At 69.0% G+C, this 22,858-nt stretch carries 22 protein-coding genes; 11 read left to right on the top strand and 11 right to left on the bottom strand.

Features of this window, described 5'->3' with window-relative positions:
* The first annotated feature begins 1 nt into the window (after position 1).
* From sucD to lpdA, 7 genes are all read left to right on the top strand, one after another.
* Complete coding sequence (sucD, locus tag BLW27_RS10525) at positions 2–889, top strand: succinate--CoA ligase subunit alpha (RefSeq protein ID WP_089883030.1); 888 nt, start codon at positions 2–4, stop codon at positions 887–889.
* A 469-nt stretch (positions 890–1,358) separates the two neighbouring features.
* Positions 1,359–4,331: a 2-oxoglutarate dehydrogenase E1 component gene (locus tag BLW27_RS10520; protein WP_089883028.1), complete on the top strand. Its 2,973-nt coding sequence runs from the start codon at positions 1,359–1,361 to the stop codon at positions 4,329–4,331.
* A gap of 4 nt (positions 4,332–4,335) precedes the next feature.
* Entirely contained in the window at positions 4,336–5,940 is a 1,605-nt protein-coding gene (gene odhB, locus BLW27_RS10515; RefSeq protein WP_089883026.1) for a 2-oxoglutarate dehydrogenase complex dihydrolipoyllysine-residue succinyltransferase, read from the top strand.
* Between the two features lie 112 nt (positions 5,941–6,052).
* The gene (locus BLW27_RS10510; protein WP_089883024.1) at positions 6,053–6,286 is read left to right on the top strand and encodes a hypothetical protein; all 234 of its coding nucleotides are present in this window, start codon (positions 6,053–6,055) and stop codon (positions 6,284–6,286) included.
* A gap of 88 nt (positions 6,287–6,374) precedes the next feature.
* Positions 6,375–6,761, top strand: a complete 387-nt coding sequence (locus BLW27_RS10505; RefSeq protein ID WP_089883022.1) for a cupin domain-containing protein — start codon at positions 6,375–6,377, stop codon at positions 6,759–6,761.
* Complete coding sequence (locus BLW27_RS10500; protein WP_089883020.1) at positions 6,758–7,183, top strand: MAPEG family protein; 426 nt, start codon at positions 6,758–6,760, stop codon at positions 7,181–7,183. The genes BLW27_RS10505 and BLW27_RS10500 overlap by 4 nt, the downstream gene beginning before the upstream one ends.
* Before the next feature lie 108 nt (positions 7,184–7,291).
* On the top strand, positions 7,292–8,680 hold the full coding sequence (gene lpdA, locus BLW27_RS10495) for a dihydrolipoyl dehydrogenase (protein ID WP_089883018.1): 1,389 nt from the start codon (positions 7,292–7,294) through the stop codon (positions 8,678–8,680).
* Between the two features lie 133 nt (positions 8,681–8,813).
* Here lpdA and BLW27_RS10490 read toward each other — a convergent pair whose 3' ends face one another.
* Genes BLW27_RS10490 through BLW27_RS10480 form a run of 3 tightly spaced genes read right to left on the bottom strand, consistent with a single transcriptional unit; the run spans position 8,814 to position 11,124 of the window.
* Positions 8,814–9,551 carry a lysophospholipid acyltransferase family protein gene (locus tag BLW27_RS10490; RefSeq protein ID WP_245710841.1) on the bottom strand — a complete coding sequence of 246 codons (738 nt, stop codon included), beginning with the start codon at positions 9,549–9,551 and terminating at the stop codon, positions 8,814–8,816.
* Positions 9,551–10,441 carry a cell division protein FtsX gene (locus tag BLW27_RS10485; RefSeq protein WP_177177872.1) on the bottom strand — a complete coding sequence of 297 codons (891 nt, stop codon included), beginning with the start codon at positions 10,439–10,441 and terminating at the stop codon, positions 9,551–9,553. Before BLW27_RS10485 ends, BLW27_RS10490 begins: the two co-directional genes overlap by 1 nt.
* A complete protein-coding gene (locus BLW27_RS10480) occupies positions 10,438–11,124 on the bottom strand; it encodes a cell division ATP-binding protein FtsE (RefSeq protein ID WP_089883016.1) in 687 nt (228 codons plus the stop codon). The genes BLW27_RS10485 and BLW27_RS10480 overlap by 4 nt, the downstream gene beginning before the upstream one ends.
* A gap of 178 nt (positions 11,125–11,302) precedes the next feature.
* Here BLW27_RS10480 and BLW27_RS10475 point away from each other — a divergent pair, with 178 nt between their 5' ends.
* Together BLW27_RS10475 and BLW27_RS10470 are read left to right on the top strand one after the other, a co-directional pair.
* The gene (locus BLW27_RS10475) at positions 11,303–12,238 is read left to right on the top strand and encodes a zinc-ribbon domain-containing protein (RefSeq protein WP_218141103.1); all 936 of its coding nucleotides are present in this window, start codon (positions 11,303–11,305) and stop codon (positions 12,236–12,238) included.
* A 102-nt stretch (positions 12,239–12,340) separates the two neighbouring features.
* The gene (locus tag BLW27_RS10470; RefSeq protein WP_089883012.1) at positions 12,341–13,735 is read left to right on the top strand and encodes an aminotransferase family protein; all 1,395 of its coding nucleotides are present in this window, start codon (positions 12,341–12,343) and stop codon (positions 13,733–13,735) included.
* Between the two features lie 58 nt (positions 13,736–13,793).
* Here the strand turns inward: BLW27_RS10470 and BLW27_RS21950 are convergent, their stop codons facing one another.
* The 3 genes from BLW27_RS21950 to BLW27_RS10455 all read right to left on the bottom strand — a co-directional run bounded on the left by BLW27_RS21950 (position 13,794) and on the right by BLW27_RS10455 (position 16,188).
* On the bottom strand, positions 13,794–13,919 hold the full coding sequence (locus BLW27_RS21950; RefSeq protein ID WP_281242748.1) for a hypothetical protein: 126 nt from the start codon (positions 13,917–13,919) through the stop codon (positions 13,794–13,796).
* Positions 13,920–14,285: 366 nt separating this feature from the next.
* Positions 14,286–14,573, bottom strand: a complete 288-nt coding sequence (locus BLW27_RS10460) for an HU family DNA-binding protein (RefSeq protein WP_089883008.1) — start codon at positions 14,571–14,573, stop codon at positions 14,286–14,288.
* A gap of 130 nt (positions 14,574–14,703) precedes the next feature.
* A complete protein-coding gene (locus tag BLW27_RS10455) occupies positions 14,704–16,188 on the bottom strand; it encodes an AMP nucleosidase (protein WP_089883006.1) in 1,485 nt (494 codons plus the stop codon).
* A gap of 146 nt (positions 16,189–16,334) precedes the next feature.
* Between BLW27_RS10455 and BLW27_RS10450 the strand changes: the two genes are divergently transcribed.
* Entirely contained in the window at positions 16,335–17,090 is a 756-nt protein-coding gene (locus BLW27_RS10450) for a class II aldolase and adducin N-terminal domain-containing protein (protein WP_089883004.1), read from the top strand.
* Positions 17,091–17,176: 86 nt separating this feature from the next.
* Here BLW27_RS10450 and BLW27_RS10445 read toward each other — a convergent pair whose 3' ends face one another.
* Positions 17,177–17,665, bottom strand: a complete 489-nt coding sequence (locus BLW27_RS10445; protein WP_089883002.1) for a lytic transglycosylase domain-containing protein — start codon at positions 17,663–17,665, stop codon at positions 17,177–17,179.
* Positions 17,666–17,958: 293 nt separating this feature from the next.
* Between BLW27_RS10445 and BLW27_RS10440 the strand changes: the two genes are divergently transcribed.
* Positions 17,959–18,819, top strand: coding sequence for an SDR family oxidoreductase (locus BLW27_RS10440; protein ID WP_089883000.1), 861 nt, complete (start codon positions 17,959–17,961; stop codon positions 18,817–18,819).
* A gap of 6 nt (positions 18,820–18,825) precedes the next feature.
* Here BLW27_RS10440 and dxs read toward each other — a convergent pair whose 3' ends face one another.
* The 4 genes from dxs to BLW27_RS10420 are packed head-to-tail and all read right to left on the bottom strand — an operon-like array spanning position 18,826 to position 22,805.
* The gene (gene dxs / locus BLW27_RS10435; RefSeq protein ID WP_089882998.1) at positions 18,826–20,751 is read right to left on the bottom strand and encodes a 1-deoxy-D-xylulose-5-phosphate synthase; all 1,926 of its coding nucleotides are present in this window, start codon (positions 20,749–20,751) and stop codon (positions 18,826–18,828) included.
* Between the two features lie 13 nt (positions 20,752–20,764).
* Complete coding sequence (locus tag BLW27_RS10430) at positions 20,765–21,637, bottom strand: polyprenyl synthetase family protein (RefSeq protein ID WP_089882996.1); 873 nt, start codon at positions 21,635–21,637, stop codon at positions 20,765–20,767.
* Positions 21,637–21,888 carry an exodeoxyribonuclease VII small subunit gene (locus tag BLW27_RS10425; RefSeq protein WP_089882994.1) on the bottom strand — a complete coding sequence of 84 codons (252 nt, stop codon included), beginning with the start codon at positions 21,886–21,888 and terminating at the stop codon, positions 21,637–21,639. The genes BLW27_RS10430 and BLW27_RS10425 overlap by 1 nt, the downstream gene beginning before the upstream one ends.
* Positions 21,885–22,805: a histone deacetylase family protein gene (locus tag BLW27_RS10420; RefSeq protein WP_089882991.1), complete on the bottom strand. Its 921-nt coding sequence runs from the start codon at positions 22,803–22,805 to the stop codon at positions 21,885–21,887. Before BLW27_RS10420 ends, BLW27_RS10425 begins: the two co-directional genes overlap by 4 nt.
* Positions 22,806–22,858 lie beyond the last annotated feature (53 nt).

Here is a 22,858-nt window from a genome sequence, read left to right as displayed (position 1 = left end):
AATGGCCGTCCTCGTCGACGAGAATACCAAAGTCATCTGCCAGGGCCTGACCGGCTCGCAGGGCACTTTCCACACCGAACAGGCGATCGCCTACGGCACCAAGATGGTCGGCGGCGTGACGCCGGGCAAAGGCGGGCAGACGCATCTGGACCTGCCGGTCTTCAACTCGTGCCACGAGGCGGTGCACAAGACCGGCGCGAACGCGTCCGTGATCTACGTGCCGCCGCCCTTCGCGGCGGACAGCATCCTCGAGGCGATCGATGCCGAGATCCCGCTGATCTGCTGCATCACCGAGGGCATCCCGGTGATGGACATGATGAAGGTCAAGCGCGCGCTGGAAGGCTCGAAGTCTATCCTGATCGGGCCGAACTGCCCCGGTGTCATCACGCCGGACGCCTGCAAGATCGGGATCATGCCCGGCCACATCCACAAGCGTGGCAAGGTGGGCGTCGTCAGCCGTTCGGGCACGCTGACCTACGAGGCGGTCAAGCAGACCACCGATGTGGGCCTGGGCCAGTCGACCTGCGTCGGCATCGGCGGCGACCCAATCAAGGGGACCGAGCACCTGGACGTGCTGGAATGGTTCCTGGCGGACGACGAGACCGAGGCGATCATCATGATCGGCGAGATCGGCGGCTCGGCCGAGGAGGACGCCGCGCAGTTCCTGGCGGACGAGAAGAAGCGCGGCCGGTGGAAGCCCACCGCGGGCTTCATCGCCGGGCGCACGGCGCCTCCGGGACGGCGCATGGGCCATGCGGGCGCGATCGTCGCCGGCGGCAAGGGCGGCGCGGACGACAAGATCGAGGCGATGAACCGCGCCGGGATCGTGGTCGCCGACAGCCCCGCCAGCCTGGGCGAAGCCGTCCTGAAGGCGATCGACAAGGGCTGAGGCCCGACGGAAAATCGGGGTGTCCCACGATGGGACACCCCGGCACGCACGGAAAATCAAGGGGTTGCAGGGACGGATTCATCTTGCGTTAAGATATGGGCGCAGCAGGCGCGGCACGATGGCCACCCCGCCGGGGGTATCTTTCATGCCGCACCGGGCCTTTTTGGAGCCGCTTTGAACGCCACATATAGGGGGGCGCCCGAAGACTGACCGAGGGAAGACTGACCGAGGGAAGACTGACCGAGGGAAGACTGGCCGCACGAAGACTGACCGAGGCACGCCCCGACGCGAGACGCACCGAGAGAAGACCGCAGACAAGACGCACCGACGAGACGACCGCACACCAAGACGACTGCAGACCAGGATTCCCGCGCCCGGCGCACCGATCACCCGGACGCCCCGACCAGCGCACACCGCCCCGCGACGCACCGACCCAGACGCACCGATCAGGTCACAAAGGACCACCGCGATGACCGACCAAAGCCCCAACGACGTCTTCCACGCCTCCAGCTTCATGGCTGGCACCAACGCGGAATACCTCGAACAGATGTATGCCCGCTACGCCAACGATCCCGGCGCGGTCGACGCGGCCTGGGCGGATTTCTTCCGCCAGATGGGCGACGACGAGGGCGCCGTGAAGCGCGAGGCCGAGGGCCCGAGCTGGGCGCGCCGTGACTGGCCGCCGCAGCCCAACGACGACCTGACCGCCGCGATGACCGGCGAATGGCCGATGCCCAGCCCCCCGGCCGAGGCGAAGGGCGCCAAGGACAAGATCGAGGCGAAGGCCGCGGAAAAGGGCGTGACGCTCAGCGACGACGCGGTGCAGCGCGCCGTGCTGGACAGCATCCGCGCCCTGATGCTGATCCGCGCCTACCGCATCCGCGGCCACCTGGCCGCCGAGCTTGACCCGCTGGGCATGCGCACCCCCGAGCCGCACCCCGAGCTGGACCCGAAATCCTACGGCTTCACCGAGGCCGACATGGACCGGCCGATCTTCATCGACAACGTGCTGGGCCTGCAGATCGCAAGCCTGCGCGAGATCCTCGACATCGTGAAGCGCACCTACTGTGGCACCTTCGCGCTGCAATACATGCACATCTCGGACCCCGAGCAGTCGGCCTGGCTGAAAGAGCGGATCGAGGGCTACGGCAAGGAAGTCAGGTTCACCCGCGAGGGTCGCAAGGCGATCCTCAACAAGATGGTCGAGGCCGAAGGCTTCGAGAAGTTCCTGCACGTGAAATACATGGGGACCAAGCGGTTCGGCCTAGACGGTGGCGAATCCCTGATCCCCGCGATGGAGCAGATCATCAAGCGCGGCGGCGCGCTGGGGATCGAGGAGATCACCATCGGGATGCCGCATCGCGGCCGCCTGTCGGTGCTGGCCAACGTCATGGGCAAGCCCTATCGCGCGATCTTCAACGAGTTCCAGGGCGGCAGCTTCAAGCCCGAGGACGTCGACGGGTCGGGCGACGTGAAGTACCACCTCGGCGCGTCCTCGGACCGCGAGTTCGACGGCAACAGCGTTCACCTGTCGCTGACCGCGAACCCCAGCCACCTCGAGGCGGTGAACCCCGTCGTGCTGGGCAAGGTGCGCGCGAAGCAGGACCAGAAGAACGACAGCGACCGGCGCAAGGTCCTGCCGATCCTGCTGCACGGCGACGCGGCCTTCGCCGGCCAGGGCGTGGTCGCGGAATGCTTCGCGCTGTCGGGCCTGCGCGGGCACCGCACGGGCGGCACCGTGCATATCGTGGTCAACAACCAGATCGGCTTCACCACCGCGCCGCACTTCTCGCGCTCCTCGCCCTACCCGACCGACAACGCGCTGGTGGTCGAGGCGCCGATCTTCCACGTGAACGGCGACGACCCCGAGGCCGTGGTGCACGCCGCCAAGGTCGCGATCGAGTTCCGGCAGAAGTTCGGCAAGGACGTCGTGATCGACATCTTCTGCTATCGCCGCTTCGGTCACAACGAGGGCGACGAGCCCATGTTCACCAACCCGGTGATGTACAAGAAGATCAAGGGCCACAAGACGACGCTCAGCCTGTACACCGAGACGCTGGTGAAGGACGGCCTCATCCCCGAGGGCGAGATCGAGGACATGAAGGCCGCCTTCCAGTCCCACCTCAACGAGGAGTTCGAGGCCGGCAAGACCTATCGCCCGAACAAGGCCGACTGGCTGGACGGGCGCTGGTCGCATCTCGACCGCCAGAAGCAGGGCAAGTACCAGCGCGGCCGCACCGCGATCCAGCCCAGGACGATGGCGGCGGTGGGCAAGGCCCTGACCACGGTGCCGGAGGGCTTCCCGCTGCACCGCACGGTGGGCCGCCTGCTGGAATCCCGCGGCGAGATGTTCGACAGCGGCAAGGGCTTCGACTGGGCCACCGCCGAGGCGCTGGCCTTCGGCAGCCTGCTGACCGAGGGCTACCCGGTGCGCCTTTCGGGCCAGGACAGCACGCGCGGCACGTTCAGCCAGCGGCACTCGGCCTTCGTCGACCAGGAGACGGAAGAGCGCTACTACCCGCTCAACCACATCCGCGACGGTCAGGCGCGGTTTGAGGTGATCGACAGCGCGCTGTCGGAATACGCGGTGCTGGGTTTTGAGTATGGCTACTCGCTGGCCGAGCCCAACGCGCTGACCCTGTGGGAGGCGCAGTTCGGCGACTTCGCCAACGGCGCGCAGATCATGTTCGACCAGTTCATTTCCTCGGGCGAATCCAAGTGGCTGCGCATGTCGGGCCTCGTGTGCCTGATGCCGCACGGCTTCGAGGGCCAGGGCCCCGAGCATTCCAGCGCGCGGCTCGAGCGGTTCCTGCAGATGTGCGGGCAGGACAACTGGATCGTCGCCAACTGCTCGACCCCGGCGAACTACTTCCACATCCTGCGCCGGCAGCTGCACCGGTCTTTCCGCAAGCCGCTGATGCTGATGACGCCGAAATCGCTGCTGCGCCACAAGCTGGCCGTGTCCGATGCCGAGATGTTCACCACCGGCAGCAGCTTCCACCGGGTGCTGTGGGACGACGCCGAGCAGGGCCATTCGGACCTGACGCTGAAGCCCGACGCCGAGATCAGGCGCGTGGTGATGTGCTCGGGCAAGGTGTACTACGACCTGCTCGAGGAACGCGACGCCCGCGGGGCGGACGACATCTACCTGCTGCGGGTCGAGCAGTTCTATCCCTTCCCGGCGATGAGCCTGGTGAAGGAGCTGGAGCGCTTCAAGCAGGCCGAGATCGTCTGGTGCCAGGAAGAGCCCAAGAACCAGGGCGCCTGGACCTTCATCGAGCCCAACATCGAATGGGTGCTGGGCCGGATCGACGCCGCGCACAAGCGGCCGCGCTATGTCGGCCGGGCGACCTCGGCCTCGCCGGCGACGGGCCTGGCGTCGCAGCACAAGCAACAGCAGGCAGCGCTCGTGGACGAAGCGCTGACGATCGAAGGGAAGTGATCCAATGACCGAAGTGCGAGTCCCCACGCTGGGCGAATCCGTGACCGAGGCCACCGTGGCGACCTGGTTCAAGAAGCCGGGCGACACCGTGGCCGTGGACGAGATGCTGTGCGAGCTGGAAACCGACAAGGTGACGGTCGAGGTGCCCTCGCCCGTGGCCGGAAAGCTGGCCGACATCGTCGCCAACGAGGGCGACACCGTCGGCGTCGACGCGCTGCTGGCCAACATCGCCGAGGCAGGCAATGCCGGCCCGGAAGAGACCAAGCCGCGCAAGCAGCCAACCGAGGGCGACGCGAAGGCTCCCAAGCCCAAGGAGAAGGAGAAGGCCCCGAGCGCCGACGCCGATGCCGGCGCGGGCGAAGGCGGCTACGGCGGCGACGAGAGCATCGACGTGATGGTGCCGACGCTGGGCGAGAGCGTGTCCGAGGCGACCGTCAGCACCTGGTTCAAGAAGGTCGGCGACAGCGTCGAGGCCGACGAGATGCTGTGCGAGCTGGAGACCGACAAGGTCAGCGTCGAGGTGCCCGCCCCCGCCGCCGGCACCCTGACCGAGATCGTCGCCGAGGAAGGTTCGACCGTGCAGGCGAACGCGAAGCTGGCCGTCATCGCGCAGGGCGCGGGCGGCGGCGCGGCGCCTGCCCCGAAGCAGGACCAGGCGCCGACGAACGGTGGCCAGTACACCACGCCGCCCGCGGGCGACGGCGCCGGCCGCGCGGATGTCGAGGACGCGCCCAGCGCCAAGAAGGCCATGGCCGAGAAGGGCGTCAGCCGCGATCAGGTGCAGGGTTCGGGCCGCGACGGCCGCGTGATGAAGGAGGACGTCGCCAAGGCGGCCTCGGCCCCGCAGGGTCAGCCGCAGCAGCCGGCGCAGCCGGCCGCGCCGCGCGCCCCCGTGGCCGCCGACGACGCCGCGCGCGAGGAGCGGGTCAAGATGACCCGCCTGCGCCAGACCATCGCGCGCCGCCTGAAGGACGCACAGAACAACGCCGCGATGCTGACCACCTACAACGAGGTGGACATGACCGAGGTCATGGCGCTGCGGAAGGAATACAAGGACCTGTTCGAGAAGAAACACGGCGTCCGCCTGGGCTTCATGTCGTTCTTCACCAAGGCCTGCGCGCACGCGCTGAAGGAAGTCCCCGAGGTCAACGCCGAGATCGACGGCACCGACATCGTCTACAAGAACTTCGTGCACATGGGCATCGCCACCGGCACGCCCACCGGCCTTGTCGTGCCGGTGATCCGCGACGTCGACGCGATGTCCTTCGCCGAGATCGAGAAGGCGATCGCCGAGAAGGGCAAGCGCGCCCGCGACAACAAGCTGTCGATGGCCGAGATGCAGGGCGGCACGTTCACCATCTCGAACGGCGGCGTCTACGGCAGCCTGATGTCCTCGCCCATCCTCAACCCGCCGCAATCGGGCATCCTGGGCATGCACAAGATCCAGGACCGGCCGATGGTCGTGGGCGGGCAGATCGTCATCCGCCCGATGATGTACCTGGCGCTGAGCTACGACCACCGCATCGTCGACGGCAAGGGCGCGGTGACCTTCCTGGTCCGCGTCAAGGAAGCGCTGGAAGACCCGCGCCGCCTGCTGATGGACCTGTAAGATCGCCGGGGCGCCGTCTGGCGCCCCGCAGCGACAGGGCGCGCCGCACGGCGCGCTGCACGACATGGGGGGCGCCGCACGGCGCCCTGGCCACCCCCGAAGGAGAGACGCCATGAGCCTGCAACTGCTCGCGCATTACAGAACCTTCGACCAGTCCGAGTTCGACGCCCACGCGGAATCGCGCGGCCAGGCCGGGCTGACCCTGCTGCAGCGCTGGAAGGCCGAGGACGGCAGCCAGTGGGCGCTGTTCTCGGTCAACGACCAGGCCAAGGCCGCCGACTGGCTGGACCGCGAGGGCGCGCTGGATCACGGCCCCTCGACGCATCACTTCCTGCGGACAGTGTGACGCGATCCGCCCGGCGCCAGGGCTGACGGGCGGCGACACCCGCCCCCGGCCGGGCGGCCAAACTCATCCCCCAGCCTCCGGAGGCCACATGACCCATCAACCCGTGTTCGTTCCCGCCAATTCGCCCGACCTTCAGGTGATGAAGGAGGCAGGCCGGGCCGGGCTGCGCTACCGCCTGCTGATCGACGCGGATGGCGGGCCCAGCAGCGCGCTGTGCCAAGGGCTGTTCTACATCGACAGCGGTCACGCAGATTCGCCGCATCACCACGACGTGCCGGAAACCATCCACGTGATCGAGGGCAAGGGCTTCGCGATCCTCGGCGACAAGCGCCAGGAGCTTTCGCCCGGCGACACCCTGTTCATTCCCGCGGGCCTGGTCCATGGGTTCGAGGCGCCGGAAAGCATGATCCTGCTGTTCACCTTCCCGGTCGAGCGCTTCTCGGACGTCACCTATCACGATGCCGGCAACGCATGACGCCCGAACTGACCGTCCTGACGCTGGCGGGCCTTTTGCAGGTCGTGCAGTTTGCCTTGATGTCGTTCCCGGCGAATCTGGAGCTTGGCCCCGGCAAGACGATGGGCCCGCGCGACCGCGCGCGGCTGGGCGGCGCGCTCGAGGACCAGGTGAGCGTGGGCACGGCGCGGCTCTACCGCGCGCTCAACAACCACTTCGAGGGGCTGATCCTGTTCACGCTCGCCGTGGTGGTGGTCACGCTGGGAAACGCCGCCAGCCCGCTGACCGCGGCCTGCGCCTGGATCTACCTGGGCGCGCGCGTGGCCTACGTCCCCGCCTACTGGCTGGGCCTGACGCCGTGGCGGTCGATCATCTGGGCCGTGGGCTTCGGCGCGACCGTGGTGATGCTGCTGGCCGCGCTGTTCGCGGGGTTCGCCGCGTGACCGCGCTGACGCCCCTCCCGTTCCCCGCATGCGCCCCCGTTGCATGCCCCCCGCGCGCATGGGATGAGCTCCCGCAGCGCTAATCCGATTTTCGACAGGAGTTCCCTCATGGCCTCATACGACGTCATCGTCATCGGTTCCGGCCCCGGCGGCTACGTGGCCGCCATCCGCTGCGCCCAGCTGGGTCTCAAGACCGCCTGCGTCGAGGGGCGCGAGACGCTGGGCGGCACCTGCCTCAACGTGGGCTGCATTCCCTCGAAGGCGCTGCTGCATGCCAGCCACCAGCTGCACGAGGCGCAGCACAACTTCGAGAAGATGGGCCTGAAGGTCGGCACCCCCAAGGTCGACTGGGCGCAGATGCTGACCTACAAGCAGGAGACCATCGACACCAACACCAAGGGCATCGAGTTCCTGTTCAAGAAGAACAAGATCGACTGGCTCAAGGGCTGGGGATCGATCCCCGAGGCGGGCAAGGTCAAGGTCGGCGACGAGGTCTACGACACGAAGAACATCATCGTGGCGTCGGGCTCCGAACCCAGCAGCCTGCCCGGCGTCGAGATCGACGAGAAGGTGGTCGTCAGCTCGACCGGCGCGCTGGAGCTGGGCAAGATCCCCAAGAAGATGGTCGTGATCGGCGCCGGCGTCATCGGGCTGGAACTGGGCAGCGTCTATGCGCGACTGGGGACCGAGGTGCAGGTGCTGGAATTCCTCGACACGATCACGCCGACGATGGACGGCGAGGTACAGAAGAACTTCCTTAAGCTGCTGAAGAAGCAGGGGCTTTCCTTCACGCTGGGCGCCGCCGTTCAGGGTGTCGAGACCGCCAAGGGCAAGGCCAGCGTCAGCTACAAGCTGCGCAAGGACGACAGCGAGCATTCGCTGGAAGCCGACGTGGTGCTGGTCTCGACCGGGCGCAAGCCGTTCACCGACGGGCTGGGCCTCGAGGCGCTGCGGGTCGAGATCTCGGACCGCGGCCAGATCAAGACGAACGATCACTGGCAGACCAGCGTCAAGGGCATCTACGCCATCGGCGACGCGATCGCCGGCCCGATGCTGGCCCACAAGGCCGAGGACGAGGGCATGGCCGCGGCCGAGGTGATCGCGGGCAAGCATGGCCACGTGAACTACGGCGTGATCCCGAGCGTGATCTACACCCACCCCGAGGTCGCCTCCGTCGGCAAGACTGAGGAAGAGCTGAAGAAGGAAGGCCGCGCCTACAAGGCGGGCAAGTTCAGCTTCATGGGCAACGGGCGCGCCAAGGCGAACTTCGCCGCCGACGGTTTCGTCAAGATCCTCGCGGACAAGGAAACCGACCGCATCCTCGGCGCGCACATCATCGGCCCGATGGCGGGTGACCTGATCCACGAGATCTGCGTGGCGATGGAATTCGGTGCCGCGGCCGAGGACGTGGCGCTGACCTGCCATGCGCACCCGACCTACTCCGAGGCGGTGCGCGAGGCTGCGCTCGCTTGCGGCGACGGCGCGATCCACGCCTGATCGCCGCCCGACGCTCAACGGCCCGCCGCACACCGGCGGGCCTTTTTTTGCGCCTCCAGGCTGCCTTGATCCTCATGGGGTGAATGCACGGAAAGCGCATAGGGGCAGAACCCCCTCGCCCCGCGACCCGGACCTACCGTGTTGGGGACACGAACCCTGCCTCGGCCATCAAGGCGTCGGAACTCGCCTCGACCTCGGCCTCGAGCCGCTTAAGGAAGGTCTTCTTGTCCAGACCGGGCGGGATCACGGGCAGGAACTCGACCACCGCGGTGCCGGGCTTGCGCAGGATGCCCCGGCGCGGCCAGAACAGGCCGACATTGGTGCCCACGGGCACGCAGGGCTGCCCCAGCGCGCCCATCTGCTGATAGAGCGCCGCGGTGCCGACCTTGTAGGGCGCCTTGAAGCCGGGCGCGACGCGGGTGCCCTGGGCGTAGATGATCAGCTGTCCGGGATCGGCGGCGCCGCGGGCCACGTCGAGCGACATCTTGCGGATCGCCTGCCCGCGCTTGCCGCGATCGACCGGGACACAGCCGATTCGCAGCGCGTACTGGCCGATCACCGGGGCGAACATCAGCTCGCGCTTCATGATGAACTTGCCGGCGGGCACGGCGCCGAAGATCAGGATGATGTCGAGAAAGCTCTGGTGCTTGGCGGCGATCAGCACCTCGCCCGTGGGGGGCGTGCCGCGTACTTCGGTGCGCAGGCCGACCATCCAGCGGGCCGTCCAGCGCACCCAGCGGCAGAAGTTGAGGCAGGCCGAGCGCGCGCCGCGCCGCGACACCAGCGCCCAGGGCAGGAAGACGATGCCCAGCACCGCCATGGCAAGGTACATCTGCACCACGAAGACCAGCGACCGCAGCCATTGCACCATCAGCTCAACCCACTCAGAACACGCCGCGCGGCGCTGCGCGTCGCCGCCCAGGCGACCAGCGCGGCGAGCGGCGGAAACAGCACCGGCAGCACCCAGTGCCAGCCGGCGAAGCGCAGGTCGGTCAGGAAGCCGCCGGCCTCGCCCCCCGAAGGCAGCAGCGCCACCGCCAGCGCGCCGAGGCCCGTGCCCACGGCAGCCCCCGTCAGCGTGCGCAGGGTGAAGCGGCGGACGAAGGCGCCGGCGATGTAGGCGTCGGTCGCGCCCACCAGCCGCAGCACGGCGATCACCTGCGCGTTGGCGGCCAGCGCCGCGCGCGCCGCCAGCGTGACCATCGCCGCCGTCACCGCGCCGATCAGCGCAATCGCCACCCAGCCCAGCAGCCGCAGGCGGCCCGCCGCCTCGATCAGCGGGCGGCGCCAGCGGTCGTGGGTGTCGAGCACGGCGCCCGGCACCTCGGCCTGCAGGCGCAGGCGCAGCCCGTCGGGGTCGAAGCCGTCGCGCGTCTCCTCGATCTCGATCAGGCGGGGCACCGGCAGGTCGGCCACCGGCAGGTCGGGGCCGAACCACGGCTCGAGCAGCGCGCGCTGTTCTTCGTCGCGCAGCGCGCGGGCCGATTCGACGCCGGGCGTCTGCTGGAGCAGCGTCAGCGCGGTACGGGTCTGCTCGGGCATCTGCTCCTCGGGGGCCGAGATGCGCAGCGTGGCACTGCGCGCGAGGGCGGAGTCCCATTCCTCGGCCAGCCGCCCGGCGGCCAGCGCCAGCGCCAGCGTGAACACCGCGAGAAACGCCATTGCCGCGGCGGTGAACACGACCAGCCGCGCGGTGAAGCCCGAGGGCGGCACGACACGGTCGGCGCCGGGATCGGGGCGCAAGGCGGAAAGCGCGTTCACAGGTCGGCCCCCGCCGCCTGCAGCACCCCGCCCGACAGGCGCAGAACGCGCGCCTGCACCTGCGCCTTGGCCGCGCGGATCAGCATCAGGTCGTGGGTGGCGATCATCACGGTCTTGCCCATGCCGTTGAGCGCGATCAGCAGGTGCAGAAGGCGCTGCGACATTTCCCAGTCGACGTTGCCGGTCGGCTCGTCCGCGAGGATCACCTCGGGCGACAGGATCAGCGCGCGGGCCAGCGCGGCCCGTTGGCGTTCGCCGCCCGAAAGCTCGGGCGGGAAGGCGTGCGCGCGCGCGCCGAGGCCGACCCAGGTCAGCAGGTCGTCGAGGTTGCCCTGCTGGTCCTCCATCACCTGCCCAGACACCGTCAGCGGCAGCGCGATGTTGTCGATCACCGGCAGGTGGTCGAGGAACTTGCAATCCTGGTGCACGACGCCGATGCGGCGGCGGACCAGCGCGATCCCGTCGCGCGGCATCGCGGCCACGTCGTCGCCGAACAGGCGCAGCTGGCCTTGGGTGGGCTTCAGCGCGCCGTAGCACAGTTTGAGGAACGTGGTCTTGCCCGCGCCGGACGGCCCGGTGAGGAAATGGAACGACCCCGGCGCCAGCGTCAGCGACAGGTCGCGCAGCAACGGCGCATCGCCCTTTGCGCCGTAGCCGTAGGCCACGTTTTCCAGCTCGATCACGTCCGCCTGCCCTGCCCTGTCCGGTGGCACAGTCTTGCCGCAGCGGGACGGGGGTTGCAATCCGGCCACGGCGCGGAAACGGGGGTTTTCCCGCCTTCCGCCGCGGCGTATCGTGCCACGGAACCGCGCCATGGAGGCGGCGGAAGGCGGCTTTGGAGACGGCTTTGGAGAGCGCGACGTGAGCAAGATCCGCCTGGTCTGTCCGCGCTGCGGGGCGCGGTACGACGTGCCCCCCGAGGTTATTCCCCCCGAGGGGCGCGACGTGCAGTGCTCGAACTGCGCGCATACCTGGTTCCAGTCCGCCGAGACCGTGCAGCCCGCGCCGACGCGGCGCGATCCCGCGCCCGAGGCGCCGGTCGCGGACCAGCCGGCCCCGGCGGAGACGCACCCGGCCGGCATTGCGCCGGTGGAGGCCGCGACGGTCGAGACCGGACATCACGCGTCCGGGCCTGACGCGGCCGGGCATGACGCGTCAGGCGACGATCACGAAGACCAGGCCCGCGAGGACGAGGCGCAGCCGCGCCCCGTCCAGCCGCGCAGCCTGCCGCCCGAGATCACCGAGGTCTTTCGCCAGGAGCGCGAGCACGAAGCGCGGCGGCGCGGCGCGGCCTCGCCGATCGAGAGCCAGCCGGACCTGGGTCTGCCCGACCCGCCCGACGACGCCGAGGCGCGCCGCGCCCGGGCCGAGCGCGAGCGGATGGCGTTCGTGCGCGACGAGGAGACCGCCAGCCCGCCGCCCGCCTTCGTGGCGGCCGGCTCGCGGCGCGATCTGTTGCCGGATGTCGAGGAGATCAGCGAGACGCTGCGTGGCAGCGACCGTCGGGCGGATGGGCGTGCCGAACGGCCGGCACGGCCCGGCAGGCCGGGGCGCCCCGCGTCGCGGATCGAGCCGGACGAGGCGCGCGGCGGCGGATTCGCCCGCGGCTTCGTGCTGGCGCTGGCGCTGGCGGCGATCGCGGCGGCGGTCTATCTTGCCGCGCCGCGGATCATCGAGCGGCAGCCGCAGGCCGAAGCCGCGCTGCGCCCCTACGTGAACGCGATCGACGAGGCGCGGCTGTGGCTGCACGGCGCCGGCGCCGACATCCGCGCCGCGCTGGACGATCTGGGCTCCTGACGGGGCGCGCGTGAATTTTCCGGCGTCCCCGTGGCCGCGCATTGCCGCGGCGGCGCGCGCATGGCTTACTGACCCGAACGAGTGCCGAAAGGAGAGATATCCATGGACGGAGCGCTGACGCAGAACGACCGGAGCCACGTGGTGGACGCCGACAAGGCGCATGTCTGGCACCACCTGGTCCAGCACAAGCCCTTCGAGACGACCGACCCCAACATCATCGTCGAGGGCAAGGGGATGCGCGTCTGGAACCAGACCGGCAAGGAGCATCTCGATGCGGTGTCGGGCGGCGTCTGGACGGTGAACGTGGGCTACGGACGCGAGCGCATCGCCAAGGCGGTCTACAACCAGCTGATCAAGCTGAACTATTTCGCCGGCGCCGCGGGGTCCGTCCCGGGCGCGTTGTTCGCCGAGAAGCTGATCTCGAAGATGCCGGGGCAAAGCCGCGTCTATTACTGCAACTCGGGGTCGGAAGCGAACGAGAAGGCGTTCAAGATGGTCCGCCAGATCGCGCACAAGCGGTACGGCGGCAAGAAGCACAAAATCCTGTTCCGCGACCGCGACTATCACGGCACCACGATCGGCTGCCTGTCGGCGGGCGGCCAGGACGAACGCAACGCACAGTACGGCCCCTTCGCGCCGGGCTTCGTGCGCGTGCCGCATTGCCTGGAATACCGCCGCCACGAACAGGACGGCGCGCCGCAGGACAATTACGGCGAATGGGCCGCCGACCAGATCGAGAAGGTGATCCTGGCCGAGGGGCCCGACACCGTGGGCGCGCTGTGCCTCGAGCCGGTGACGGCAGGCGGCGGCGTGATCGCCGCGCCCGACGGCTACTGGCCGCGCGTGCAGGAGATCTGCCGCAAGTACGACATCCTGCTGCATATCGACGAGGTGGTCTGCGGCGTCGGCCGGACCGGCACGCACTGGTTCGGCTACCAGCACTACGGCGTCCAACCCGACATGGTTACGATGGCCAAGGGGGTTGCCTCGGGCTACGCCGCGATCGCGTGCCTGACCACGACCGAGGCTGTGTTCGACATGTTCAAGGACGATGCCGACGACCCGATGAACTACTTCCGCGACATCTCGACCTTCGGGGGCTGCACGGCGGGACCTGCGGCGGCCCTCGAGAACATGGCGATCATCGAGGACGAGGGCCTGCTGGAAAACACCTTGGTCATGGGCGAGTACATGACCGGCAAGCTGCACGCGCTAGCCGAGAAGCACGCGGTGATCGGCGACGTGCGCGGCAAGGGCCTGTTCCTGGGCGCCGAACTGGTCACCGATCGCGAAACGCGCGAACCGGTGGAGGAGGCGCGCGTCAAGGCGGTGGTGGCCGATTGCATGAAGCAGGGCGTCATCATCGGCGCGACCAACCGCTCGGTTCCCGGCAAGAACAACACGCTGTGCTATTCGCCCGCGCTGATCGCCACGAAGGACGACATCGACCAGATCGTCGAGGCGACGGATGCCGCACTGGGCCGCGTCTTCGGCTGAGGATCGCGGGTTCTGCAAGCACAAGGGGTCGCGCCGGGCGCGGCCCCTTTTTCGCGGCCTATTCCCCGGGCGGGGCCGCCCTCTCTTCTCTGTCGCGGCGCAGGTCCTCGGGCCTGGGGCGCTTGCCCACGGGGACGTAGTCGATGTCCTCGTTGCGCAGGCCGATCACCAGAGCGGGGATCATCAGGAAGATCAGGCAAAAGATCGGCTGCAGCGCGGTCGGGCCCGCCTGCCCCCTTCGAGATGCGCGCGACGAACAGGTCCAGCGACCACGTCACCATTCAGCTCCAATTGAAGACCGTCCAGTCGCCCTGCCAGCCCCAATCCTCGCTGCAGCATCAACCCGGAAGCATTTCCACGCCCCTAGCCGGGAACGCGGTTCCCCGTGCTGCGCAACGGCATGTGAAAAAACGAAAAGGGTCGCCCGAGGGCGACCCTGTGCGAAAGCGGGCCGGTTCCGCCCGCGATCGATACGTCGTGATCGTGCGATCCCCGAGGGGCACCGGGCTGCCTTGCGGCGTTGCGATACCGTGCCGTCAGGTATCGGCGATCAGCCGTTCACGCTGTCCTTGAGCGCCTTGGCGATGGTCACCTTGACCTGCTTGTCGGCCTCTTTTTTGAACTGCTCGCCGGTGGCGGGGTTGCGCACCATCCGCTCGGGACGCTCGCGGCAGTAGATCTTGCCGACGCCGGGCAGGGTCACGGCGCCGCCGTTCGACACTTCTTCGGTGATCAGGCCGGTCAGCGCGTCCAGCGCGTTGCCGGCGGTCTTCTTGTCGGTGTCCATCTTGTCCGCCAGCGCGGCCACAAGCTGGGTCTTCGTCATCGGCTTCGCCATTTCAATGGTCTCCTTCACTGCCCGTCCCTAGGGGCTCTGGTCCGGATTAAAACCGGATGTAGCGGTAAAACACAACAACTCGTGTCCGTCTCGGCGCATCAAATGCGCATTTTGCGCCAAAAACCGCGCGTTACAGGAAGGCGGTTTCCTCGAAACTGCGCAACTTGCGGCTGTGGATCCGTTCCAGCGGCATCTCGCGGATGTGCTCCATGGCGCGAATCCCGATCATCAGGTGGCGTCCGACCTGCGTGCGGTAGAAGTCAGACGCCATGCCCGGCAGCTTCAACTCGCCGTGCAGGGGCTTGTCGGACACGCACAGCAGGGTGCCATAGGGCACGCGGAAGCGGAAGCCGTTCGCGGCGATCGTGGCGCTTTCCATGTCGAGCGCGATCGCGCGGGATTGCGACAGGCGCTGGACCGGCCCGCGCTGATCGCGCAGCTCCCAGTTGCGGTTGTCGACGCTGGCCACCGTCCCGGTGCGCATCACGCGCTTGAGGTCGTAGCCCGAAAGCTGGGTCTCCTTCTCGACTGCCTGCTCCAGCGCGATCTGGATCTCGGCCAGCGCCGGGATCGGCACCCAGACCGGCAGGTCGTCGTCGAGCACGCGGTCCTCGCGCAGGTAGGCGTGCGCCAGCACGAAGTCGCCGAGGCTTTGCGAGTTGCGCAGCCCCGCGCAGTGGCCGACCATGATCCAGGCATGCGGGCGCAGCACGGCGATGTGGTCGGTGGCCGTCTTGGCGTTTGAGGGACCGACGCCGATATTGACCAACGTGATCCCCTGCCCGCCCGGGCGCTTGAGGTGGTAGGTCGGCATCTGCGGCATGCGCGGCGACGCGGGAAGCGGCTGGTCGGGGCCGGTGATCTCGGCGTTCCCGGTGGACACGAAGCTGGTGTAGCCGCTGTCGGGATCGGCCAGCATCGTGCGGGCGAAGGTCTCGAACTCGGACACGTAGAACTGGTAGTTGGTGAACAGCACGTGGTTCTGGAAATGCTCGGGGTCGGTCGCGGTGTAATGCGCCAGCCGCGCCAGCGAGTAATCCACCCGCTGCGCCGAGAACAGCGCCAGCGGCTCGGCCCCGGCGGCGTCGGGCTGCGCCACGCCGTTGACGATGTCGTCGTTCGTGGTGTTGAGGTCGGGCACGTCGAACACGTCGCGCAGGATGAAATTCGCGGCGCCTTCCTGCGGGACGCTGATGTCGGGGAAGTTCGCAACCGCGAAATGCACCGGCATCGGCGTGGCGGAAGGGCCGATCTGCACCGTCACGCCGTGGTTGTGCATCAGCAGGCCGATCTGCTGGGTCAGATAGCGCTCGAACAGCGCGGGGCGGGTGACGGTGGTGGAATAGGTGCCGGGCCCGGCGACGTGGCCGAAGCTGAGCCGGCTGTCGACATGGACGTGGCTTTGCGTGACCAGCCGGATCTCGGGGTAGAAGGCGCGGTAGCGCAGGCCGGGGTCGCCCTTCTCCAGCGTCTCGGCGAAGCGGTCGCGCAGGAAGGTCGCGGCCTCGTCGTAAAGCTCGCACAGGCGCGCCACCGCGGCGCGGGCATCGTCGAAAGCCTCTGCCTCGGGGGTCTCGGGGGTGACGATCTGCGGCACGGTGCCTGGGTCCTGCATGGGCCTCTCCTGGATTTCGGCGCAAGGTGACAGCTTGTCGGGGCGGGTTCAAGCGCGGGCGCAGTCCGCGTTGTCGGATAAACCCGGTCGGAACCCGCGGCGGCATGGGTTAGGGTCGCGCCACGCGAAGCCCCAGGAGACCCGCCATGAACGCACCCCAGCCGATCGCCAATCTCGACCATCTCGAGCAACGCGTGGATCTTGCCGCCGCCTTCCGCTGGACCGCGCGGCTGAACATGCACGAAGGCGTCGCGAACCATTTCAGCCTGGCCGTGAACGACGACGGCACGAAGTTCCTGATGAACCCCAACCAGATGCACTTCGCGCGCATCAAGGCATCGGACCTGATCGTGGTGGACGCGAACGACCCCGACACGCTGAACCGCCCCGGCGCGCCCGACCCGACCGCCTGGGGCCTGCATGGCGGGCTGCACCGGCATTGCCCGCATGCGCGCTGCGCGATGCACGTGCACTCGATCCACGCTACCGTTCTCGCCTGTCTGCAGGACAAGCGCCTGCCGCCGATCGACCAGAACTGCGCCACCTTCTACAACCGCATCGCCATTGATGAGCACTACGGCGGGCTGGCCTTCGAGGAGGAGGGCGAGCGCTGCGCGCAGCTGCTGGACGACCCGCGCAAGAAGGTTCTGGTGATGGGCAATCACGGCGTGATGGTGATCGGCGACAGCGTCGCGGACACGTTCAACCGGCTGTACTACTTCGAGCGCGCGGCCGAGACCTATATCCGCGCCCTGCAGACCGGCCGGCCGCTGTCGGTGCTGTCCGACGAGATCGCCGAGAAGACCGCGCGCGAGCTTGAGGAATACCCCGAACAGGACGCGCGGCACCTGGCCGAACTGAAGGCGATCCTGGACGCGGAAGGATCGGATTACGCCGCCTGAAGGCAGAGCGCGCGAGGGCGTTCCCTTGCGCTACATGATCGACGAGGGGCGCGCCGCCCCTCGCGGAACACTAGAACAGCAGGGCCTCAGCGCAGGCCGGTTTCTTCCAGAAGCCCGGCGCGCTTGGCCTCGGGATAATAGCCCTTGGCGTAGAGGAAGATCGCCTCGTCGGGGTCGCCCTCGGACACCAGATAGGCGCCGCGCAGGTATTTCAGCGCGTATTGCAGGTTGGTATCGGCCTGCAGAAGGTCGGCGGGTCGGCCTTGGAAGCCCATCGAGCGGGCGGTCGCGGGCAGGATCTGCAGGAGGCCGTAATAGGGACCGTTGCGGGCGCCGGGGCGGTGGGTGCTTTCGCGGATCGCCAGACGGTGCACCAGGCTGCGCGGCAGCTTGTAGTGATCGGCCCACTTGTTGATCGAGGCGCGCAGCTCGGGCGTCTCGTTGGGGTGGAGCGGCGTTTCCACCAGGGCTCTCGAGACCGTCTCGGGGCCGCCCGGACGGTCGGTCGCGGGGCCGTAGGAACAGGCGGCGGTCAGGGCCAGAAGAAGGGTGCAGGCGGCGATGCGTGTCAGCATGCGGAACGGCTCCGGTTGTGGCGCACCATAGCGGTAAACCGAAACCGTGGCGCCGCGCCACGCCGCGTTCGGCCATAGGCGAAGCCTTGCCACCGCGGGGTCGGGATCGGCGGATTGCCACGCGTCGGGGCGGGATTCTGACCATCGAGCGCGGGTTCCGTGCCGCTCGCGCCCCTTGGCGCGGCGCGCGGCGCGCCAAGGGGCGGGAATGCCGCGCCTTGCGCGGGGCGATTCGTTGCGGCGCCGGAGTCGTAGCTCTTGCAAATCGGCGCCTTGGCAGGCACCACCAAGGCATGCCCGGAACGCTTCTTTCCCTCGGCCACGGATATTCGGCCCGCGCGCTGGCCCGGCGGCTGGTGCCGCAGGGCTGGACCGTGATCGGCACCACGCGCGACGCGTCCAAGGCCGAGCGCCTACGCGCCGAGGGCGTCGAGCCCATCGCGTGGGACCGCGACGCCATCGCCGAGGCGGTCGGCCGCGCGACGCACATCCTCGTCTCGGCCGGCCCGGATGCCGAGGGGGACCCGTCGCTGCGCATCGCCCGCGACGCGATCGAGGCGCGCGTGCCCGAATTGTGGTGGGTCGGGTACCTGTCCACCACCGGCGTCTACGGCGACCACCACGGTGCCTGGGTCGACGAGGCGACGCCGCTGACGCCCGGCACCGCGCGCGGCATCGCCCGCGTCGAGGCCGAGGCCGAATGGGGCGCGATCCCGCACCTGCCGCTGCACGTCTTCCGGCTGGCGGGCATCTACGGCCCCGGCCGCGGCCCGTTCGAGAAGGTGCGCCGCGGCACAGCCCGGCGCATCGTCAAGCCGGGTCAGGTCTTCTCGCGCATCCACGTGGACGACATCGCGCAGGTGCTCGAAGCGTCGATCCACCATCCCAATCCCGGCGCGGTCTACAACGTCTGTGACGACGACCCTGCCCCGCCACAGGACGTGATCGCCGACGCCGCCGATCTGCTGGGCGTGCCGCGCCCGCCGGAAGTCGCGTTCGAGGATGCGGAGCTGAGCCCGATGGCGGAGAGCTTCTATGCCGAGTCCAAGCGCGTCTCGAACGACCGGATCAAGGAGGAGCTGGGCGTCGAGTTGCTGTATCCCGACTACCGCGCCGGCCTGCGGGCGATGCTGGACAGCGACTCTGGCGCCTGATCCCCGCTAGGCGCGCTTGCTCAGCGCCTCGATCCCCAGGACGTTCAGCACCTTCGCCTCGATATCCGCGGCGTTCAGGCCGGCCACGGCATACATGTCGGCGGGGCTGGCCTGGTCGATGAAGATGTCCGGCAGCACCATCGAGCGGTATTTCAGCCCGGTGTCGAAGACGCCTTCCTCGGCCAAAAGCTGCGCGACGTGGCTGCCGAAGCCGCCGATGGCGCCTTCCTCGACGGTGATCAGGGCCTCGTGCTCGCGCGCGAGGCGCAGGATCAGGTCGCGGTCGAGCGGCTTGGCGAACCGGGCATCGGCGATCGTCGGGTCGATGCCGCGGGCCTGCAGCGCCTCGGCGGCCTGGCGCACCTCGCGCAGGCGGGTGCCCAGCGACAGGAGCGCCACGCGGCTGCCCTCGTGGATCATCCGGCCGCGGCCGATCTCCAGCAGCTGGCCGCGTTCGGGCATCTCGACGCCCTCGCCCTCGCCGCGGGGATAACGGAAGGCAATGGGCCCCTCGTCATGCGCGGCGGCGGTGGCGACCATGTGCTTCAGCTCGGCCTCGTCGGCGGCGGCCATGACCACGAATCCCGGCAAGTTCGCCAGGAACGCGACGTCGTAGCTTCCCGCATGGGTGGCGCCGTCGGCACCGACCAGCCCGGCGCGGTCGATGGCGAAGCGGACCGGCAGGCGCTGGATCGCCACGTCGTGCACGACCTGGTCGTAGCCGCGCTGCAGGAAGGTCGAATAGAGCGCCGCGAAGGGCCGCATCCCGCCAGCCGCGAGGCCGGCGCAGAAGGTCACCGCGTGCTGCTCGGCGATGCCGACGTCGAAGGTGCGGCTGGGATACCGCTCGGCGAACAGGTCGAGCCCGGTGCCGTCGGGCATCGCGGCGGTCACGGCGCAGATGCGCGGATCGTCGGCGGCAAGCTGCATCAGCGCGCCCGCGAAGACCTTGGTGTAGCCGGGCGCGTTGCTGGGCGCCTTGGTCTGCTCGCCGGTGGCGACGTTGAATTTCGCCCGCGCGTGCCCGCGGTCGGGCGCGTGTTCGGCGGCGTGATAGCCCTTGCCCTTCTTCGTGATGGCGTGGATCAGGATCGGCCCGTCGGCCCGGGCCTTGACCGTGCGCAGCACCGGAAGCAGCTGGTCCATGTCGTGCCCGTCGATCGGGCCGACATAGCTGAAGCCCAGTTCCTCGAACAGCGTGCCGCCGACGGCCATGTGCTTGAACAGGTCCTTGGCGCGCTTGGCGCCCTCGCGGAACGGCCCGGGCAACATGCTGACGGCGCTTTTCGCGGCCGCCTTGAGGTCCTGGAACGGCGCCTCGGCGTAGAGGCGGCTTAGATACGAGGACATCGCGCCGGTGGGCGGGGCGATCGACATCTCGTTGTCGTTGAGGATCACGATCAGGCGCTTGCCCAGGTGACCCGCGTTGTTGAGCGCCTCGTAGGCCATCCCGGCCGACAGGGCGCCGTCGCCGATCACGGCAATGGCGTCGCCGTGACCGGTGTCGCAGGCACCGCCCAGGTCGCGCGCCACGGCAAAGCCCAGCGCCGCGCTGATCGAGGTCGAGGAATGCGCCGCGCCGAACGGGTCGTAGGGCGATTCCGACCGCTTGGTGAAGCCCGACAGCCCGCCCTTCTGGCGCAGCGTCTGCATCCGGTCGCGCCGGCCGGTCAGGATCTTGTGCGGATAGCTTTGATGGCTGACGTCCCAGATCAGCTTGTCGCGCGGCGTGTCGAACACCGCGTGGATCGCGACCGTCAGCTCGACCACGCCAAGGCCCGCGCCCAGGTGCCCGCCGGTCTTGGACACGCTGGCGATCGTCTCGGCGCGCAACTCGTCGGCGAGGCGGCGCAGCTTGAAATCGTCCATGCCCTTGAGGTCGGCGGGGCTGTGGACGCGGTCCAGGATGGGGGTATCGGGCCTGTCGGTCATGGGCGTGCGTCCTTCAGTTCCGGCGCGAGATAACGAACCGGGCGGCCTGCCGCAAGGGCTCGGCCCGCGCACCATAGACAGCTAGCGCGTCGCAGGCCTCGGTCACCAATGCGTCGGCGCGGCCGCGCGCGGCATCGAGGCCCAGCAGCGACACGAAGGTCGCCTTGCCGCGATCGGCATCCTTGCCCACCGCCTTGCCCATCGCGTCGACGTCGCCCTCGACGTCGAGGATATCGTCGGCGATCTGGAAGGCCAGCCCCAGCGCCTGCGCGTACGTACCCAGCGGCGCGGGGTCGGCGCACGCCAGCCGCGCGCCGGCCTCGGCCGCCCAGCGGATCAGCGCGCCGGTCTTGTCGGCCTGCAGACGGGTGATTGCCGCCAAGTCGAGCGGCGCATCGGCGCGTTCGGCGGCCATGTCCAGCGCCTGCCCCAGCACCATGCCGCGCGCGCCCGACGCCCTTGCAAGGGTGAGCGTCAGGTCGGCGCGCACATCGGCGTCGGGATGGCAGGCGGGGTCCGAGACAAGTTCGAACCCCAGCGTCTGCAGCGCGTCGCCGGCCAGCACGGCGGTCGCCTCGTCCCACTTGCGGTGCACGGTCGGCCGGCCGCGACGCAGGTCGTCGTCGTCCATGCAGGGCAGATCATCGTGGACAAGGCTGTAGGCGTGGACCGCCTCGATCGCCATGGCGGCGCGCAACGCGCGGTCCGGGTCGACGTCGTGCAGGCGCGCGCCCTCGATCACGAGGTAACCGCGCAGGCGCTTGCCGCCCTCGAGCGCGTAGGCCATCGCGTGCACCACGGGCACGTCCGGCCATCCGTCCAGCTCCCGCGCGAAGCCCGCGCCGATCGCTTGCGCGGCCTGGTGCAGCCCGGTCTCGAAGTGCATCAGAGCCCTTCGGCGGGCTTGGTTCCGGTCGGGTTGCCCTCGGCGTCGAGCGTGATCGCGGCGACCTTTTCCTCTGCCTCGCTCAGCTTGGCATCGCAGCGTTTGCGCAAGGCCGCGCCGCGTTCGTAGAGCGCGATGGATTCGTCCAGCGCCACGTCGCCGCGCTCGAGCTTGCTCACCACCTGTTCGAGTTCGGCCATCGCCGCCTCGAAGCTCATCTCCTCGACGGGGGTCTGGGTCTGGTCGGTCATGTCTTCTCCGTCAATGTGATCACGTGGGCCGCGGCGCTCTCGGCCAGCGCGGCGAGATCGTAGCCGCCCTCGAGCACCGAGACCACCGGCGCGCCGCTCGCCTTCGCGATGGCGCAGAGTTCCGCCGTGAGCCAGGCGAAATCCACGGTTTCCCAGTTCAGCTGGGCCAGCGGATCGTCGGCATGGGCGTCGAAGCCGGCCGAGATCAGCAGCAACTCGGGGGCGAATTCGCGCAGGCGGGGGAAGACGCGTGTCTCGTAGGCGCTACGCATGGTGTTACCGCCGCTGTCGGGAACCAGCGCCACGTTGAGCACGTTGTCGTGCGCGCCGGTCTCGTCCGGGCTACCGGTGCCGGGCCAGAGGGGCATCTGCTGCGACGACACGAACAGCGTGCGCTTCTCGTCCCACAGCAGGTCCTGCGTCCCGTTGCCGTGGTGCACGTCGAAGTCCACCACCACCACGCGGCTCAGCCCGTGGCGGTCGAGCGCGTGCTTCGCGGCGATCGCCACCGTGCCGAACAGGCAGAAGCCCATCGGGGTCTCGCGCTCGGCGTGGTGGCCGGGCGGGCGCATGGCGCAGAAGGCGCTGTTCGCCTCGCCACCCAGCACCATGTCGACGCCGCGCATCGCGCCGCCCACCGCCCGCCGCGCCGCCCGCATCGAGCCCGCCGACAGGAACGTGTCGGCGTCCAGTTGCCGGGTGCCCGTCCTGGGCAGCGCGGCGGCGATGCGATCGATGTAGGATTGCGGATGGCACAGGCGCAAATCCTCGTCTTCGGCCTCGGGCGCCGTGACGCGCAGCAGGTCCATTCCCTGAAGCGCATGCAGCACGTGTTCCAGCCGGGCCACCCGTTCGGGGTGCCCTGCCGGGGTGACATGGGTCAGCCCGTCCGCGTGGGTGATGAGTGCCGTGGCCATGCCGTCCCCTGCCCCGTGTCGACGCTGTCAGGGAAACCCCATGCGCCGTCCGA

The organism is Citreimonas salinaria, from assembly GCF_900107235.1.
In the GTDB taxonomy this organism is placed as follows: domain Bacteria; phylum Pseudomonadota; class Alphaproteobacteria; order Rhodobacterales; family Rhodobacteraceae; genus Citreimonas; species Citreimonas salinaria.
Note: the sequence above shows the minus strand (reverse complement) of the source record. Positions and strands in the feature narration are given on the sequence as shown.

Excerpts from the sequence above, each read along its gene's own strand:
- sucD (WP_089883030.1), top strand. The coding sequence starts at position 2 with ATGGCCGTCCTCGTCGACGAGAATACCAAAGTCATCTGCCAGGGCCTG.
- BLW27_RS10520 (WP_089883028.1), top strand. The coding sequence starts at position 1,359 with ATGACCGACCAAAGCCCCAACGACGTCTTCCACGCCTCCAGCTTCATG.
- odhB (WP_089883026.1), top strand. The coding sequence starts at position 4,336 with ATGACCGAAGTGCGAGTCCCCACGCTGGGCGAATCCGTGACCGAGGCC.
- BLW27_RS10510 (WP_089883024.1), top strand. The coding sequence starts at position 6,053 with ATGAGCCTGCAACTGCTCGCGCATTACAGAACCTTCGACCAGTCCGAG.
- BLW27_RS10505 (WP_089883022.1), top strand. The coding sequence starts at position 6,375 with ATGACCCATCAACCCGTGTTCGTTCCCGCCAATTCGCCCGACCTTCAG.
- BLW27_RS10500 (WP_089883020.1), top strand. The coding sequence starts at position 6,758 with ATGACGCCCGAACTGACCGTCCTGACGCTGGCGGGCCTTTTGCAGGTC.
- lpdA (WP_089883018.1), top strand. The coding sequence starts at position 7,292 with ATGGCCTCATACGACGTCATCGTCATCGGTTCCGGCCCCGGCGGCTAC.
- BLW27_RS10490 (WP_245710841.1), bottom strand. The coding sequence starts at position 9,551 with ATGGTGCAATGGCTGCGGTCGCTGGTCTTCGTGGTGCAGATGTACCTT.
- BLW27_RS10470 (WP_089883012.1), top strand. The coding sequence starts at position 12,341 with ATGGACGGAGCGCTGACGCAGAACGACCGGAGCCACGTGGTGGACGCC.
- BLW27_RS21950 (WP_281242748.1), bottom strand. The coding sequence starts at position 13,919 with ATGATCCCCGCTCTGGTGATCGGCCTGCGCAACGAGGACATCGACTAC.
- BLW27_RS10460 (WP_089883008.1), bottom strand. The coding sequence starts at position 14,573 with ATGGCGAAGCCGATGACGAAGACCCAGCTTGTGGCCGCGCTGGCGGAC.
- BLW27_RS10455 (WP_089883006.1), bottom strand. The coding sequence starts at position 16,188 with ATGCAGGACCCAGGCACCGTGCCGCAGATCGTCACCCCCGAGACCCCC.
- BLW27_RS10450 (WP_089883004.1), top strand. The coding sequence starts at position 16,335 with ATGAACGCACCCCAGCCGATCGCCAATCTCGACCATCTCGAGCAACGC.
- BLW27_RS10445 (WP_089883002.1), bottom strand. The coding sequence starts at position 17,665 with ATGCTGACACGCATCGCCGCCTGCACCCTTCTTCTGGCCCTGACCGCC.
- BLW27_RS10440 (WP_089883000.1), top strand. The coding sequence starts at position 17,959 with ATGCCCGGAACGCTTCTTTCCCTCGGCCACGGATATTCGGCCCGCGCG.
- dxs (WP_089882998.1), bottom strand. The coding sequence starts at position 20,751 with ATGACCGACAGGCCCGATACCCCCATCCTGGACCGCGTCCACAGCCCC.
- BLW27_RS10430 (WP_089882996.1), bottom strand. The coding sequence starts at position 21,637 with ATGCACTTCGAGACCGGGCTGCACCAGGCCGCGCAAGCGATCGGCGCG.
- BLW27_RS10425 (WP_089882994.1), bottom strand. The coding sequence starts at position 21,888 with ATGACCGACCAGACCCAGACCCCCGTCGAGGAGATGAGCTTCGAGGCG.
- BLW27_RS10420 (WP_089882991.1), bottom strand. The coding sequence starts at position 22,805 with ATGGCCACGGCACTCATCACCCACGCGGACGGGCTGACCCATGTCACC.